Source organism: Brumimicrobium sp. (assembly GCF_048268645.1).
Taxonomy (GTDB): domain Bacteria; phylum Bacteroidota; class Bacteroidia; order Flavobacteriales_D; family Crocinitomicaceae; genus Brumimicrobium; species Brumimicrobium ulvae.
Genome location: NZ_JBLWVE010000011.1, coordinates 1 through 14,233, shown reverse-complemented (window position 1 = coordinate 14,233; position 14,233 = coordinate 1). Strand labels below are relative to the sequence as shown.

The window sequence follows — 14,233 nt, the reverse complement described above, 5'->3', positions numbered from 1 at the left end:
CTATTTTTGATTTATTTCTAAAAATGACTATAACCAATTCAAAGAAAAATAGTTACAACACATTTCATTTAATCATACCTACGCAATAAAATTACAGAAAAGTCTTAGCGCTTATTAATGGATTCTTGCTCTGGTTTGGTGTTTCTCTAACAAGGTATATCTAAACATAAATTCGATACCTCCACGTCCTTTGCTGGCCTGAGTAAGTGAGGACAAGTTCAAATCATAAGATATTCCTAAAGCATATCCGTTGTAGTCAATCAGTAATTTATTAACGAAGGCGTCTCCAAAACGGTAGAATGGTCCATAAGCAATAGAAAAACCTTCTCTCAAGCTTGTTCTTGACGATGATTTTATGATATGGTACTTGATGTAAGTCCCAAGATAAATTTCTTGGTGCGTACCTTGACGTTGATAATACAAAGCAGGCATTAACGCAATGGGTGAGCGATCAACAACAAATTCTGACTCAACAAATCCTGTAAATCGAATTTCTAAATCATCATTCCCTCCCTGCAAGAAAGAGTAATCTGGTCTTGTTAAATGATACGCAGCAGCCCCAATGGTCAAATTATAGCCATCTGATCGAAAGGTGTTTTCGGTTAGTGAATTGTGATTGTAAACAAATCCACCTCCCACATCAACATATCCAAAACTTGTTTGTCTGAAACTTTCTCCGCTGATCATATTTTGGTCGAAATCTGTTCCATTGTGCTGACTTGCATACAGACCGTCAACACTTCCAATACCGCGCTGTCCATATCCTGCCTGAAGCCCTAAACCAAAAGTGCTAGAACGGTTAATTCTCAAATGATAAGCCACAGAAAGATTAACATTCGAAGTAGTCATACGTAAATCTCCAGCAATATCATGATAGAAATTAATACCAGCTGCTAGAAAGCCTTTATTTCTTCGAGGTTCTTCAAACTTCATATCAAAAGAAGCGCCCATGGTGGTGAATGGATCGGCCACACTATTCCACTGCGTTCGATAATTGACAATTGCGTTGTACTTTCCATTCAATCCTGCGGCACCTGGATTCACATTAAGAGGCGCGAATTTCATTTGTGAAAAATGAATGTCTTGTGCAAAAACCTGAACAACAAAGAGGACAGCAACGAAGACGTTGATGAATTTCATTAAGTTATTTTGTGTAGTGTTTTTCAATCTGTGATAAATATAAACAATTCTGTTTAGAAATACAGACGTAAGTCAAGTCAAAAAGGTTGAATAAAAAAACCCCAACATTGCTGTTGAGGTTAATTATTTGATCAAGAATAAGGATTAATCCTCAGTCTTTTCTGTTTTTTCTAAAAGTACTTTTCTAGAAAGTTTCCATTTCTTAGATTTTGGATCACGACCCACTACTTTAAATTTCAGCACATCACCTTCTTTGGCAACATCTTCCATTTTAGTAATACGTTCATTTGCAAATTCAGAAACGTGGATTAAACCATCTGTACCAGGTAAGATTTCAACGAAAACTCCGTAAGCCTGCACAGACTTCACTTTCCCCTCATAGATTTCACCTTCTTCAACAGTTGGAGGGAATGCGATATCACGAATTGCCTTCGTTGCCGCATTCATTGGCTCAGCTCCTTCTGCTAAGATTTGAACAATACCTTCTCCTGTTTTCTCATCCTCTTCAATCATTACAGTTGCACCTGTATCTTTTTGAATTTGTTGGATGATTTTCCCACCAGGCCCGATGATTGCACCAATCGCTTCATTAGGAACGCGAATAGATTCAACACGTGGAGCGTAAGGTTTAAGTTCTGCTCTTGGCTCAGCAATCGTTTTCAAGATTTCTCCTAAGATGTGAAGACGTCCAGCTTTTGCTTGTTCTAAAGCTTCAGTCAATACTTCATATGGCAATCCATCAACTTTAATGTCCATTTGACACGCCGTAATTCCTTTTGCCGTACCTGTAATTTTGAAGTCCATATCTCCTAAGTGATCTTCGTCTCCTAAGATGTCAGACAATACAGCGTATTTTCCTTCTTTGTTCATGATTAATCCCATCGCGATTCCAGATACTGGAGCCTTAATTGGAATACCACCATCCATCAATGCAAGAGTACCTGCACAAACAGTTGCCATAGAAGAAGAACCGTTAGATTCTAAAATTTCAGAAACCAAACGAATGGTGTAAGGATTGTCTTCTGGCAATACATACTTTAATGCACGCAATGCCAAGTTACCATGTCCAATTTCACGACGAGAAACCCCTCTAATTGGATAAGCTTCTCCCGTACTAAACGGCGGGAAGTTGTAGTGTAGCATGAATTTTTCTGTTCCTTGCTTTGTTGCAGAGTCGATCATTTGCTCTTGCATCTTACCCCCTAATGTAAGTGTTGTCAATGATTGTGTTTCACCACGTGTAAACACAGCAGAACCGTGAACCATTGGTAAGTAATCTACTTCACTCCAAATTGGACGAATTTCATCAAACTTTCTACCATCTAATCGGATGCGCTCATTTAAGATTACATCACGTACAGCCTCTTTCATTGTTTTTGAGAAGTACGAACCGATTAACTTTTCGTTTTCAGCCAATTCTTCTTCGGTAAACAATGCTTTAACCTCTTCTTTGATTGCTTTGAATCCTTCAGAACGTTTATTTTTATCAGCAGAACCTTGACGTGCAACCTCTTGACATTTTGCGTAAGCAAAGTCTTGGATTTTCTTCTCAAAATCTGCGTTACTATCTTCATGGTTATACTCACGTTTTGGAGATGAAGCAGGAACTTCAGCGGCCAAATCGATTTGGAACTGACATTGTAGCTTAATCGCTTCGTGCGCAATTTTAATCGCTTCAATCAATTCAGATTCTTGCGCTTCATGCATTTCACCTTCGATCATTACAACGTCTTTCATTGTACCTGCAATCATCAACTCCATATCTGCTTTCTCTAATTCAGAAACCAATGGGTTAACGATAAATTCACCATCAACACGTGCTACACGTACTTCAGACATAGGTCCGTTAAATGGAATATCTGAAACAGCTAAAGCTGCAGAAGCAGCAAATCCAGCCAATGTATCTGGCATATGTTCACCATCGTAAGACATCATTTGAATCATCACCTGCGTTTCAGCATGATAATCATCTGGAAACAATGGACGCAATGCTCTATCTACTAAACGCATAATTAAGACCTCCATATCAGAAGGACGCGCTTCACGACGTAAGAACCCACCAGGGATACGTCCAGCTGCCGCAAATTTTTCGCGGTAATCAACTGTTAATGGAAGGAAATCAATTCCTTCTTTAGCTTCTTTTGAAGACACAGCTGTAGCTAATAAAACTGTGTTGCCCATTTGTAACACTACCGAACCGTCGGCCTGCTTTGCAAGCTTACCCGTTTCTACAGAGATCTCTTTACCTCCAATAGTGATGGACTTTTTTATTCCTATATTCATATTTATATATTTACATTTTTGTTTTATAACAAGTTTTCAAACTCTGTGTTATACTTACTTCGGCACGCTCAGCACAAGTGTTTTTTATTGCGGTCATTCAGACGTTTACAGTCGGGATTCCACCACTAAAAAGACTTCACATGCCTTGCCTTTTAAAAACTTCTTATCAAAAAATTAAAGAACTTAGTTTCCCTAACTTTCATTTTAGCAAAAAAGGGGAACTTCGAATCTCTTCGACTGCCCCCCTTTTCCTATAAATTTATTGATCGAGAATTATCTTCTCAATCCTAATTCTTTAACAATCTCACGGTAACGTACGATGTCTTTTTTCTTTAAGTAATCCAAAAGACTTCTTCTCTTACCTACTAACAACTGAAGTGCACGTTGCGTTCCATAATCTTTACGATTTTTCTTCAAGTGCTCAGTCAAGTGGCTGATGCGGTAAGTGAATAAAGCAATCTGCCCTTCTGCAGAACCAGTGTCGTTTTCAGACTTACCGTGCTTTTTGAAAATCTCTTTTTTCTTTTCTGTTGATAAATACATTCCAATATTATTTTAATGATTTTTATGTACGTGTTACTTTTAACACAGCTGCAAAGATAGCTATATTATTTTCTTATGCTAAAATAATGAGATTTATTTACTTAAAGTTTTTAATCACACCATTGAAAGACAAGAGAATTCCTTGTCATTGCAAGGCTAAACGCTAAGAAAGCAGGATTTACTTCCACCCTGGTGTAGCTCCGATAGCTTTGCGCAGATTTTTTTTCTACCTACCAAACATTTTGCATGGCGACAACAGAAGCCTAAGCCAAATGAATTGGTAGTCAAAAAAAGAAAGCAAACTAAAGGACGGAGACAGGAATGGTGGCCTAAAAAAGATCACCCTTTTCCTCAATAATTAACATTTAATCACTGTTCATTGCGTCTTAATTTTCATATTTTTACCAAAAAAAGTACATGTTTAGCGCATTGGCCTATTACGTATTGATTTATCCACTTTCCTTACTTCCGCTAAGGATCATGTACTTATTCACCGATTTTTTTTACCTTTTACTCATTACAGTTATTCCATACCGTAGAAAAGTAGTGCGTGGAAATATCGAACGTTCATTTCCGAATAAAACCACAAAAGAAAAACGCAAGATAGAACGTCGGTTTTACCGTCACCTCACTGATTTACTTGCTGAAGGAGCCAAAAACTTAAGTATTTCTAAACGTCAATTATTGAAGCGATTTAAAGTTGAAAATCCTGAAGTAATGGAACAGCTTTATGCCCAAAAGAAAAGTGTTTTATTGGTTTCAGGGCATTACAACAACTGGGAATGGTTGATTACTGGACAAAATTTATTGTTTAGCCACCAAGCTGTTGGTATCGGAATGCCTTTATCGAATGGATTTTGGGACAAAAAACTAAACGCCAGAAGGTCACGCTTTGGAATGAAAGTCATTCATTCGAAGATTGTTCATGATTTTTTCAAGAAGAATACTGAAACAACCTCTACATTAGTTTTAGCAGATCAATCACCAGGTGATTCAAACAAATGTTATTGGATGGAGTTTTTGAATCAGACTTCGGGAATTGTTTTTGGCCCTGAAATGTTGGCCAACAAATACAATCAAGCCGTGGTTTATTTTAGTCTGCACAAAATCAAACGTGGTCACTACACCATGCGATTAAAAGAAATTACTTCAAGCCCACAAGAATTAAAGTATGGAGAAATCACAGAACAATTTGTACATCTTCTAGAGAAAACCATTCATGAAGCTCCTGAATATTGGATTTGGTCGCATAAACGTTGGAAAAGAACAGTTCCAGAGGATCTTGACGGACTACGAAAGAAGCAAATTGAGAAGTTTAACGAAAAGTTTAGGGTGTAGATTACACGGATTTATAAATTAAAAAGAGAGACTAAATCAAAATGGACTGAGCGTGCCATAGGTTTAGAATAAAACTCTTTAAGTGTAATAAAAATACACATTAGACATTAGACTTTTGGTCTAACATCTAATGCCTAATATGTGATCAGATTTTTAGAAGCTAAAGCGAGATGCACTAATTCCGATGGTCAATTGGGAACATAGTTACAACTCTTTCCGGGACCAATAAAACAGAACTCATTTATTCACACTTCTTGGCAATCCTTTTCTTACCACTATTTTTCTTTTTGAAACATGCTCATATCACCAGCTTTCATTTGATGATACGCTTTTGTGAGGTAAGCTAAAATAATTCTCATGGTATCGAACGCTGCTTCAGATTCTGCACCAACTTCTTTACCTTGTAACTTTAAAAGTAGCTTCATGTATAAAGCTTGAAAACAAACCTCTATCATGTGCAATGAGCCCAGGTCACTTTTCTTTTGAAAGGCCTCTACATTTTCATTGGCTGCTTCAAGAAGCCCAAGGTATTTTTTGTCTTCAACAACATCTTTTAATGTATTGTGGAGGTAAATCAACTCTGTAATAACTTCTCCTAATCGGTGTAAATGACCTTTTTTCTCTAATCCTCTGCTTTTCATTTCAGCAATAAGCTCTTCATACCATTTTACTGCTTCATTTTCAAAGGCTTCACTTTTCACCTGTGGACGAATGATGTTTTCACGAATCTTATCAATATCGAAACGATATGCACGAATCATGTCTTCCACTTGATACATGTAGATGACGTATTCAGCAATATTACTTTGTAACTTTTCCTGCGCTATAAACATACTTTATCAAGTAATAATCGATGTATTTAAACTTACTCCGCTGATTCATTCAGATTTTCTTCAACTTCTTCTTGAAAACCAGACATTAATTCGTCTTCTCTTTTATTCAAGAATTGAATAAATACTTCTGTCACATCATAAGCATTATTGATGAAAGTAATTTGTCCTCCTTTTTGATAAAAGAACAATAAGTCGATGTTCTTTTTATCAGAAAACTCCTTTCCAGCTTCAGCTATTTTACTCATCAAAGCCGTTTGATACTCCATTGATTCTCTTTGAAGTGCTGCTCCACGTTGTTGTTCAAACTGTTGAATAGACTGTTGTTTTTGAATTGCAGTTTGCTGAATTTCTTCAATTTGGTAGCCTGTAATTTCATTGGCTTGCATTCTTTTTTGAATATCCGCCTCATAAGCTTGATAAGCACGATACTTTCCTTCCAATTCTTTTTGGAAGTTGGTTTCCTTTACTTTCAAGATTGAATCGATTTCTCTATAGAAATTGAATTGCGTTGCAATACTGTCTTGGTAATAAAAAGCCATCGCAATACCGGTGTCGTCATCACCCATTTGTTTCTTTTGAACAGGTGTTGCTACTTCTTCATCAGCAGTTTTTGTTTCATTACTATTGTTGCACGCGGTAATAAAAAGTGAGGAGGCTAATCCTAAAGTTGCAATAGATAAAAATCTTTTCATCGGGTTTATTGATTTGTTATGTTAGTATTCTTATTTATAAAAGCTTCGTTCCAATCTGTACGCATATCAACAAAGCGCTTAAGGCAGTTACTTAGGAATTCTGGGGTGATCATTGCTTTAACATCTGCTACCCCCATTACATCGAGTTCTCCTATTTTATAGCTTTGCTCGAATTGTCCTAACTCTATCTTTACAGTGTACTTAGAGTTGTACGAAAAAATTTGTATTTTGAACCGCTCATGCGGTATTGTATCTACAATTCTCATATTATTCTGTTTTTGGTGAATAATTCAGCACAAAAATATCAATTCAATTAGGATTGGCAAAAGGAAACGGTTTTTTTAATTCTAACATCATTCATAGGAGTATGACGTAAAACATCAGCATTAAAAAATTTATGTGTAATTTTAATCCATGCAGCATTCGATTTATTACCGATTAATCTCTCCAAAGGTTCGCGATTTATACTGGCTTTTATTTTCTGAATCCCCACTTCACCCGAGTTATGATTTATCGCCCTACGCATTGTTTCCGCAAACAGTGCTTAATGAATGGGAGGCGCTATCCACTGAATACTTTTTGGAGCTCGATAAAAATCCTCACTCGATCAATCAATTTGTAGACAGAAAAAAGAACAAGCGTTTGGGGTTTTATGCTGAAGCTTTACTCTCTTTCTTTTTTCAGACTTTTCGTGAAATAGAGTTATTGCTTCAGAACTTTCAAATCATTGATGCCCAGAAAACAATTGGAGAAGTTGACTTTATCATTGAATACAAGGGAAAAGTAATGCATATCGAATGTGCTGTAAAGTATTATTTGCTAAAAGACAGACAACAACAAAATGACGCATCAAAATGGGTTGGACCTCGTTTAAAAGACAACCTTGGACTGAAATTAAACAGATTAATCTATCATCAATTACCTTTGGGGAAACGAGAAGAAATTCAACAAAAAATCCAAGGGACAGTAAATACTTCTTATCTTTTTTTAAAAGGATTGTTTTTTACCGAAACCAAAATAGAGGAGAATCTAATCACCAATGGCAACACCTTTCAATTCATTCGTCAACCTGCGGTACAAAAACTCCGGACACAAGCCATAGAAATTTTACCCAAACCCAACTGGCTTTCTGCTACAAACCCCAAAAAAAACAATGGATATTTTCATACTACAACGTTTAACGAACCTCTTGTACAACCAGAATTAGTGCTCTTTGACGACAACAATGTACGTTTTGTGGTGCCAAAAGATTGGGGTAAAACTCCCTAATTAAACTCCAGTCAGCAAACAAACAACATAAGCTTTTACTGCCTTTTGGTTTCCGAAAGAATCTACTTTTTCGTGTGTTGTTGCTTTTAAAGAAACGTTATCGAGATCTGTTTCAAGAATATCAGCAATGATTTTTTGCATGGCAGGAATATGAGGATTCAACTTAGGTTGCTCAAGAATTACCGTAGCATCGATATTTCCAATGGCATAACCTTTATCTTTAATCAACTTGAAAGAATCCCTCAACAAGATTGTAGAATCTATGTCTTTGTATTTTGGGTCGGTATCAGAAAAATGAAATCCGATATCTCTTAAGTTGAGCGCCCCTAGCATTGCATCACACAGGGCGTGCAAAAGTACATCAGCATCAGAATGTCCGAGTGCTCCAAATGGTGCGGGAATGGTAACTCCTCCAATAATTAGATCGCGATTTGGCACAAGTTGATGCACATCAACACCAAATCCTATTTTTATTTTCATTATTCAGGTTTTACAGATCCAGAATCATTCTCACTTCCTCCTAAATGCAATCTTAATGTAAAACGAATGGTGTTTTGAAGTGGATTATTTCTTCTTAAGGAAGTTAAATAAGAAAAGTCAATTCCGAACATTTTGTATTTCAAACCAATTCCGAAGGTCAAGTGTTGACGAGCTCCTTTGTTTAAGTTTTCATAGAAATATCCAGCACGTGCAGCAAACAAATCATTGTACCAATACTCTAGCCCTGTACCAATCATAATTTCAGTTAACTCCTCTTTGAACTTTGTTCCTTTAACAGTCTGGTATGTACCATCTGGATTTTGGATATAGTTCCCATTTTCATCTTTAGCCAAAGCTCCTGGCGCATCGTAAAACGATTGTAGCATTCCAGGCACTACCCCAATGTTTTGGTCATACCCCGACATAATATCTCCACTGATGTTATTTCTAATCGGTGTAGTAGGCACCAACAACTTAGAAACATCTATAGCCCAAGTCAAACTGTTGTAACTATCTAAATCCATAGTCATCGCCGTTCCAATTTTCAAATTGGTTGGTAAAAAATCACGGTCATTTTCAGCCGTATAGGAAATTTTGTTTCCGATATTGTTCAAAGTTACACCAAAAGCCAAAGAACCTCTTCTACCGGCATATCGGATATCATCGTTAAAATAAGAGAATGACACATCCGCTGCTCCTGCTAATCCTGCAGAACTTTCTGCCCCATCAACCATTGCACCTGAGGTCAAATTAGAATAGATAAACTTTCCGTTTAATCCTAAAGAGAATCTTTCGTTCAATTGGAAAGCATATCCTCCAAGCAACTCAAATTCTGTTGGAGTATGGGGCATTGTTGGTGCTCCAGTATTGTCTGTAAATAAAATTTCTCCTAAGCTGAAAAAACGCAAAGATCCACCAACCACGTTTCTATCATTCAAACGAATGAAACCTGCCAAATGAGATAAATTAATATCAGAAGCAAGATTTTGCAGCCACGGCGAATAAGAAAGTGAGACTTCGGACTTTTCTTCTGAGAAGGAAAGCATGGAAGTGTTCCAGAAAAAAGAATTGGATGACGGACTTATTGCTGTTCCCACATCTCCCATCGCACCTGATCGAGAATCAGGGGTAATTTGCAAGAAAGGAACTGCTGTGGTGATTGTGTTTAACTGTAATTCAGAAGCGTCTTTTGGTGTGTTTCCACTTTGACCCATCGCTACTGCAGTTACCAACGTTGTTAAACCAGTTAGAAAATATTTTTTTATCATTTAATTTAAATTATTCAACTTTTAATTGTTATTGATTTGATCAAAAATTTTAGTCCAAAACACAACATTTTACTTGAAGGTTACAAATATACGTAAACCCTAAAAATTTATTGTGTTTTACTTCAAAAGATATAATTTTTGCATTTCTTGCGTTTTCTCTCCATCGGGATTTTTGATGCTTACTCTGTAAACATAAACACCTTTTGCCAATTGGTCTCCGAAATCATCTCTTCCATCCCACGGAATCCCTTCTGTTCTAAACCCTCTAGTTTCAACCGTTTGATTGATTGTTTTTACCAAACGGCCAGTCACCGTATAGATTTCGATTTGCGCTTCTAAAGCCGCACAAACTTGATTGTGTTCGAAGAAGAATTCGGTATGTGTTGTAAATGGATTTGGATAGTTTAAAACATGATCTAAAGCAATTTCTTTCTGCTCATGCACTGTAAACTCAATTGTTTTTTCACTAGAATTATTGTTGACGTCCCAAGCTTTAAAGGTTAAAGTATGTAAACCTGGTGTCAATTGACTCATTTGATATCGCAGCTTTCCACTTTTATAGGTATCTAAATCAGACTCATAAAACTCATTTAACACCCTTGCTTCGCTCGTATTAGCATCAAGAATCATGGTGATATCGTGTCCTATTCCATTCCCTACAGTATTGATTCCACTTTCATCATACAAATGCGCAATTAGAATTGGCGTTTCATCCGTAATTCCACCATTCACAAAACTTTCATCATTAAGGAACAGTTCAATTTGTGGTCCCTCTTGGTCGTTCAACCCTGTGGTATCAATTCCACCAATAAAAAAGTCAGTAGAGTACCCACCTGCGTTAACATTTCCATTACTCCACGAATAGAAGCTCGCTTTTCCTTTACCATAATTATAGTCTATGTCCTTTGGCACAATGAACTCATAATCAAAAACTCCGCTCTTCACTGTCGCCTTCCCTTTAAAGAGCACATTCTCTTGCACATCAAAAGGAATAACAGGTGAAGTAGCGTCTTGCCCCAAAGTCGACCTTTGTCTTACTTTATCATATACAGAAGGTTGAATCACTCCATTGAACCCTGTCAAATGGTTTCCATATTGATCTTCAATATGACCACGCATCCTCACTTTTGACAAGGCGCGAATGGTATCATTTTCGATATTCACATCCACATTATTAATACTGTCAAGGACAACCTTTTCGTAAGGCAATGCAATTTTCAAAGCAGGATCCCCAAGAAGCATGAAGCTTCTTTTATTATTCGAACCTCCCAAAACACCATTTTTAGTTCTTAAAATAATTTCACCAAAGGTAAGGGGCGATTCGTTTGCGTCACGTGTATACACATTACTAAAAAACGCAGCCGTTGTTACAGAATTTGTTGAAAAATACACCGCTCTAGTCGTTGTCATTAGGGCAATTGCACCACCAATTTCGTTTAACGCCATCCACTCACCAATTGAAACCATTTCATTATCATCAATACGTGCAAATTCACAAGTTGCCGAAACAAAAAGGGTCAATTTATCAATGTTTTGATAAGCTTGCACCTCTCCAATGGTCATAATTCTTTCTTGGGCCGCACCTTTTGAACCTCCGTGCCCTACAAAACATGTTACCAAAGCACCTGACTCAATACTTCTATTGATTTCATGATTCACTTCTGGATACCTTTCTCCTCCTGCGGTTGTAATTTGGGTATACGCATCTGCATAAATCTTTTTCACATTCATTTCCGGATGATTTGTGGCAACATAATTTGATGCTGGTTCTAGATCTAGATTAACAAAATATCCGTTCTCTTCATCATCTGCGATTAAAGTGTATTTCAATCTCCAGTCTCCATGGGTTGTGATATAACCGTCTTCGCTGCAAGCCAAGTCCTCAGAATAAATTTCAGAACCATTCTTCATGTAATGTTCGATTTTATTGACTAAAGTTACAGCATCCTTTTGGGTTGTGGCAACCAGACGACCTACAGCGATATCCAATAAATCATTGGGTGAAAATTCTTCTGAATCATCTAAAAATCCGAAGTAGTCATCAGAAACAAGAGCTGCTGTATAATTTTCAGAATTGACAGTTTCATAAACAGGAACCATATAATTATTGTTGCTCACTCGATTCAAAGGATCATAAGTTCCGTCTCCAAACAAGGTTAAATACTTTGGTTGCAATAACGGATCCCCTCCTGCCCTATCATAAAACATTTTAGCGAAAAACTTTATTGCCGTTGGATCTTGAGTTCCTCCTGAAAACTCATTGTAAACTTGGTTTGTCGTCACAACATGGACCGTCAACCCATTATTTCTATGTAAATCTGCTAATCTATTCGCTTGACTTAAAAAAGACTGATGTGTAACGATAAGATAATCAGCTTGACTTAAGCCATGTAAATCTTGATGAGCAACACGCCCCACGAAGGTAGGCACTTTAAAATTCGTACCTTCGAAAGCAATAAAACTCCTTAAGCTATCGGCATTCACCTTAAAACTGTAGGTACTACCACTTAAAGTTCCTGAAACCAATCGAGGTGTCGTAGGGTTACTTATCTCCCAAACCTTCCCATTATTAGGAAAATTAGATATTTGCATTTCTGCAACATTCCCTGCTCCAACCGAACTTAAATCCCTGAACTGAACACCGTTAAAATACCTCAAATAACTTTTTGCATTTACCTCTAAAAAATCTAAATATCCAGCATCAGATGGGGAGACACGATTAAAACTCACTTGAAGCGAGAAAGTACTAGAGCTAGGATTAAATGCTCCAGGCGCAGAAACAAAACCTCCTCTAGAATAACTATCGTCACTCGTACCGTTCAAAATTGCCGTTCCTACAAGGGAATTATTATAGCGTACTTGAAAATTCGTATTCCCGTTGTTACTGCCGTTTTTTGCAGCCATAAATCCTCGAACTCTAGCGGGTTCACTAGGGTTCAAATTCGGGATATTCAAAGAAAATGATTGGGTTAGATTAGCATCGAAGGTTTCACCATACCAACGCTGTCCAGTTTTCATTAAATTTATGGTTTCTTTTTCATGAATGGCATAAGAATCATAATTAGTTACCACATGAGAAGCAGGTTGATTTGTCAGCACTGCGTTTTGAACTCTAGCCGGTGGCTCATTCGTGTTAACATTGATATAATAGGCAGAATATCTTGCATAATTATTTAGCACCCTAACAAAAGCACCGCTGCTGACCTCCCATTTATCGGGACCTTTTCCATAAAACAAAATGTAATCTCCAGCATCGAAAGACCCATCTCCATCCCCCACCACAACAATGTCGTTTTTCAACAAATCATCAGGTCTGTATTCACTATTTAATTCTGGCAGTTTTCCAAAACCATTACCATAGATATTGATATCGTCAGGATTCAAGTTATCGACATCAATTCCAATGGATTTCAAAAAAGTATAATCCATCTTGTGCACGCCATCCTCTTTTACCGAAACCTTATACCACTGCCCACTTCCACTTCTTAAAACTGATGAAGCGGCAAAAGTCGTAGCTTTATTGACATTCAAGGAATAAGTAGAGTGCTTAAAAGTAATCGAAGTAATTTTCCTCACCTCACCATTCACCATCACAAAAGGGACCATAGAAAGAACCGCAGTAGACTTACCCTGCCTACTGTTATTTTTTAATTCAAATACAGGAACAGGTTCAACCTGAATGGAAAAAGTATTCAAAAAATCTTTAGTTATCTGACTGACTGAAGCAGTTTGATAGCTCAACATTTCAAAACGCCATTGAGAAGACGCGTTCGACCTTTTAAACTCTTGAAGAAATAAAAATTCATTTTCACTCACAAATGAATTTTCAAGGCCTGGATAAAGGTACTCTTTGGTTGAGCTCGTCATCACTCCTGGAGTTTCATTCCAGTTCAATTGGACATCAACTTCTTGTTGGCCGAAACTGTAAAATGAAAAAAGTAGTAACCAAAAACAAATTGAACGTTTATAAATTAGGTCCATCATTCTATTCTATATTTAATACAAAACGCCAAAGCTCATAAAAAAGTTTAAAAGTGGAGCGTTAATTTCAATAATCAAACGCAAACATCGTCAACATATTTTAAAAGAACTTTGTTTTTTTTGTAACTATAAGGGAATTTTTTCGTAAAATTGAAAGTTGTTTGTGTATTATGTAAAAGTAAACTATGCTTAAAAATAATTTATTAACCCTATTGCTACTGTCTATAGTCCTCACAATTAGCGGACTATCTTCAAAAGCATATGCTCAAGACCCTCAGTTTTCGCAGTTCTATGCGAATCCGATATATTTGAATCCGGCCTTTGCAGGAAGTCATGGTTGTCCACGATTTGCTGTTAACTACAGAAACCAATGGCCTGCATTATCAGGAACTTTCGTAACCTATTC

The 14,233-nt window shown here is 36.9% G+C and carries 12 protein-coding genes; 3 read left to right on the top strand and 9 right to left on the bottom strand.

Annotated elements, in window-relative coordinates; translation table 11 throughout:
* Positions 1-114: 114 nt before the first annotated feature.
* The 3 genes from ACN0U3_RS09785 to rpsO all read right to left on the bottom strand — a co-directional run bounded on the left by ACN0U3_RS09785 (position 115) and on the right by rpsO (position 3,966).
* Positions 115-1,140: a PorP/SprF family type IX secretion system membrane protein gene (locus ACN0U3_RS09785; RefSeq protein ID WP_299203288.1), complete on the bottom strand. Its 1,026-nt coding sequence runs from the start codon at positions 1,138-1,140 to the stop codon at positions 115-117.
* Positions 1,141-1,284: 144 nt separating this feature from the next.
* On the bottom strand, positions 1,285-3,423 hold the full coding sequence (locus ACN0U3_RS09780) for a polyribonucleotide nucleotidyltransferase (RefSeq protein ID WP_417266073.1): 2,139 nt from the start codon (positions 3,421-3,423) through the stop codon (positions 1,285-1,287).
* A 273-nt stretch (positions 3,424-3,696) separates the two neighbouring features.
* Entirely contained in the window at positions 3,697-3,966 is a 270-nt protein-coding gene (gene rpsO, locus ACN0U3_RS09775; protein WP_299203294.1) for a 30S ribosomal protein S15, read from the bottom strand.
* 417 nt (positions 3,967-4,383) lie between these two features.
* Here rpsO and ACN0U3_RS09770 point away from each other — a divergent pair, with 417 nt between their 5' ends.
* On the top strand, positions 4,384-5,304 hold the full coding sequence (locus ACN0U3_RS09770; RefSeq protein WP_417266072.1) for a lysophospholipid acyltransferase family protein: 921 nt from the start codon (positions 4,384-4,386) through the stop codon (positions 5,302-5,304).
* 275 nt (positions 5,305-5,579) lie between these two features.
* Here ACN0U3_RS09770 and ACN0U3_RS09765 read toward each other — a convergent pair whose 3' ends face one another.
* From ACN0U3_RS09765 to ACN0U3_RS09755, 3 genes are read right to left on the bottom strand one after another with little or no spacing between them, the layout of a single operon-like run.
* Positions 5,580-6,137 carry a DUF4924 family protein gene (locus tag ACN0U3_RS09765; RefSeq protein ID WP_417266071.1) on the bottom strand — a complete coding sequence of 186 codons (558 nt, stop codon included), beginning with the start codon at positions 6,135-6,137 and terminating at the stop codon, positions 5,580-5,582.
* 32 nt (positions 6,138-6,169) lie between these two features.
* A complete protein-coding gene (locus tag ACN0U3_RS09760; RefSeq protein ID WP_417266070.1) occupies positions 6,170-6,829 on the bottom strand; it encodes an OmpH family outer membrane protein in 660 nt (219 codons plus the stop codon).
* A 5-nt stretch (positions 6,830-6,834) separates the two neighbouring features.
* Complete coding sequence (locus tag ACN0U3_RS09755; RefSeq protein WP_299203305.1) at positions 6,835-7,095, bottom strand: hypothetical protein; 261 nt, start codon at positions 7,093-7,095, stop codon at positions 6,835-6,837.
* A 148-nt stretch (positions 7,096-7,243) separates the two neighbouring features.
* Between ACN0U3_RS09755 and ACN0U3_RS09750 the strand changes: the two genes are divergently transcribed.
* Positions 7,244-8,098 carry a DUF1853 family protein gene (locus ACN0U3_RS09750; protein WP_417266069.1) on the top strand — a complete coding sequence of 285 codons (855 nt, stop codon included), beginning with the start codon at positions 7,244-7,246 and terminating at the stop codon, positions 8,096-8,098.
* Here ACN0U3_RS09750 and ispF read toward each other — a convergent pair whose 3' ends face one another.
* From ispF to porU, 3 genes are all read right to left on the bottom strand, one after another.
* On the bottom strand, positions 8,099-8,578 hold the full coding sequence (gene ispF / locus ACN0U3_RS09745) for a 2-C-methyl-D-erythritol 2,4-cyclodiphosphate synthase (protein ID WP_417266068.1): 480 nt from the start codon (positions 8,576-8,578) through the stop codon (positions 8,099-8,101).
* Positions 8,578-9,846, bottom strand: a complete 1,269-nt coding sequence (gene porV, locus ACN0U3_RS09740) for a type IX secretion system outer membrane channel protein PorV (RefSeq protein WP_417266067.1) — start codon at positions 9,844-9,846, stop codon at positions 8,578-8,580. The genes ispF and porV overlap by 1 nt, the downstream gene beginning before the upstream one ends.
* 117 nt (positions 9,847-9,963) lie before the next feature.
* Complete coding sequence (gene porU / locus ACN0U3_RS09735) at positions 9,964-13,830, bottom strand: type IX secretion system sortase PorU (RefSeq protein ID WP_417266066.1); 3,867 nt, start codon at positions 13,828-13,830, stop codon at positions 9,964-9,966.
* A gap of 182 nt (positions 13,831-14,012) precedes the next feature.
* On the opposite strand from porU, the gene ACN0U3_RS09730 reads away from it, so the two are divergent.
* A partial coding sequence (locus ACN0U3_RS09730) for a type IX secretion system membrane protein PorP/SprF (RefSeq protein WP_417266065.1) occupies positions 14,013-14,233 on the top strand: 221 nt, incomplete at its 3' end.

What these genes read in the sequence shown, in the direction of transcription:
- ACN0U3_RS09785 (WP_299203288.1), bottom strand. Translation starts at nt 1,140, where the DNA reads ATGAAATTCATCAACGTCTTCGTTGCTGTCCTCTTTGTTGTTCAGGTT.
- ACN0U3_RS09780 (WP_417266073.1), bottom strand. Translation starts at nt 3,423, where the DNA reads ATGAATATAGGAATAAAAAAGTCCATCACTATTGGAGGTAAAGAGATC.
- rpsO (WP_299203294.1), bottom strand. Translation starts at nt 3,966, where the DNA reads ATGTATTTATCAACAGAAAAGAAAAAAGAGATTTTCAAAAAGCACGGT.
- ACN0U3_RS09770 (WP_417266072.1), top strand. Translation starts at nt 4,384, where the DNA reads ATGTTTAGCGCATTGGCCTATTACGTATTGATTTATCCACTTTCCTTA.
- ACN0U3_RS09765 (WP_417266071.1), bottom strand. Translation starts at nt 6,137, where the DNA reads ATGTTTATAGCGCAGGAAAAGTTACAAAGTAATATTGCTGAATACGTC.
- ACN0U3_RS09760 (WP_417266070.1), bottom strand. Translation starts at nt 6,829, where the DNA reads ATGAAAAGATTTTTATCTATTGCAACTTTAGGATTAGCCTCCTCACTT.
- ACN0U3_RS09755 (WP_299203305.1), bottom strand. Translation starts at nt 7,095, where the DNA reads ATGAGAATTGTAGATACAATACCGCATGAGCGGTTCAAAATACAAATT.
- ACN0U3_RS09750 (WP_417266069.1), top strand. Translation starts at nt 7,244, where the DNA reads ATGCAGCATTCGATTTATTACCGATTAATCTCTCCAAAGGTTCGCGAT.
- ispF (WP_417266068.1), bottom strand. Translation starts at nt 8,578, where the DNA reads ATGAAAATAAAAATAGGATTTGGTGTTGATGTGCATCAACTTGTGCCA.
- porV (WP_417266067.1), bottom strand. Translation starts at nt 9,846, where the DNA reads ATGATAAAAAAATATTTTCTAACTGGTTTAACAACGTTGGTAACTGCA.
- porU (WP_417266066.1), bottom strand. Translation starts at nt 13,830, where the DNA reads ATGATGGACCTAATTTATAAACGTTCAATTTGTTTTTGGTTACTACTT.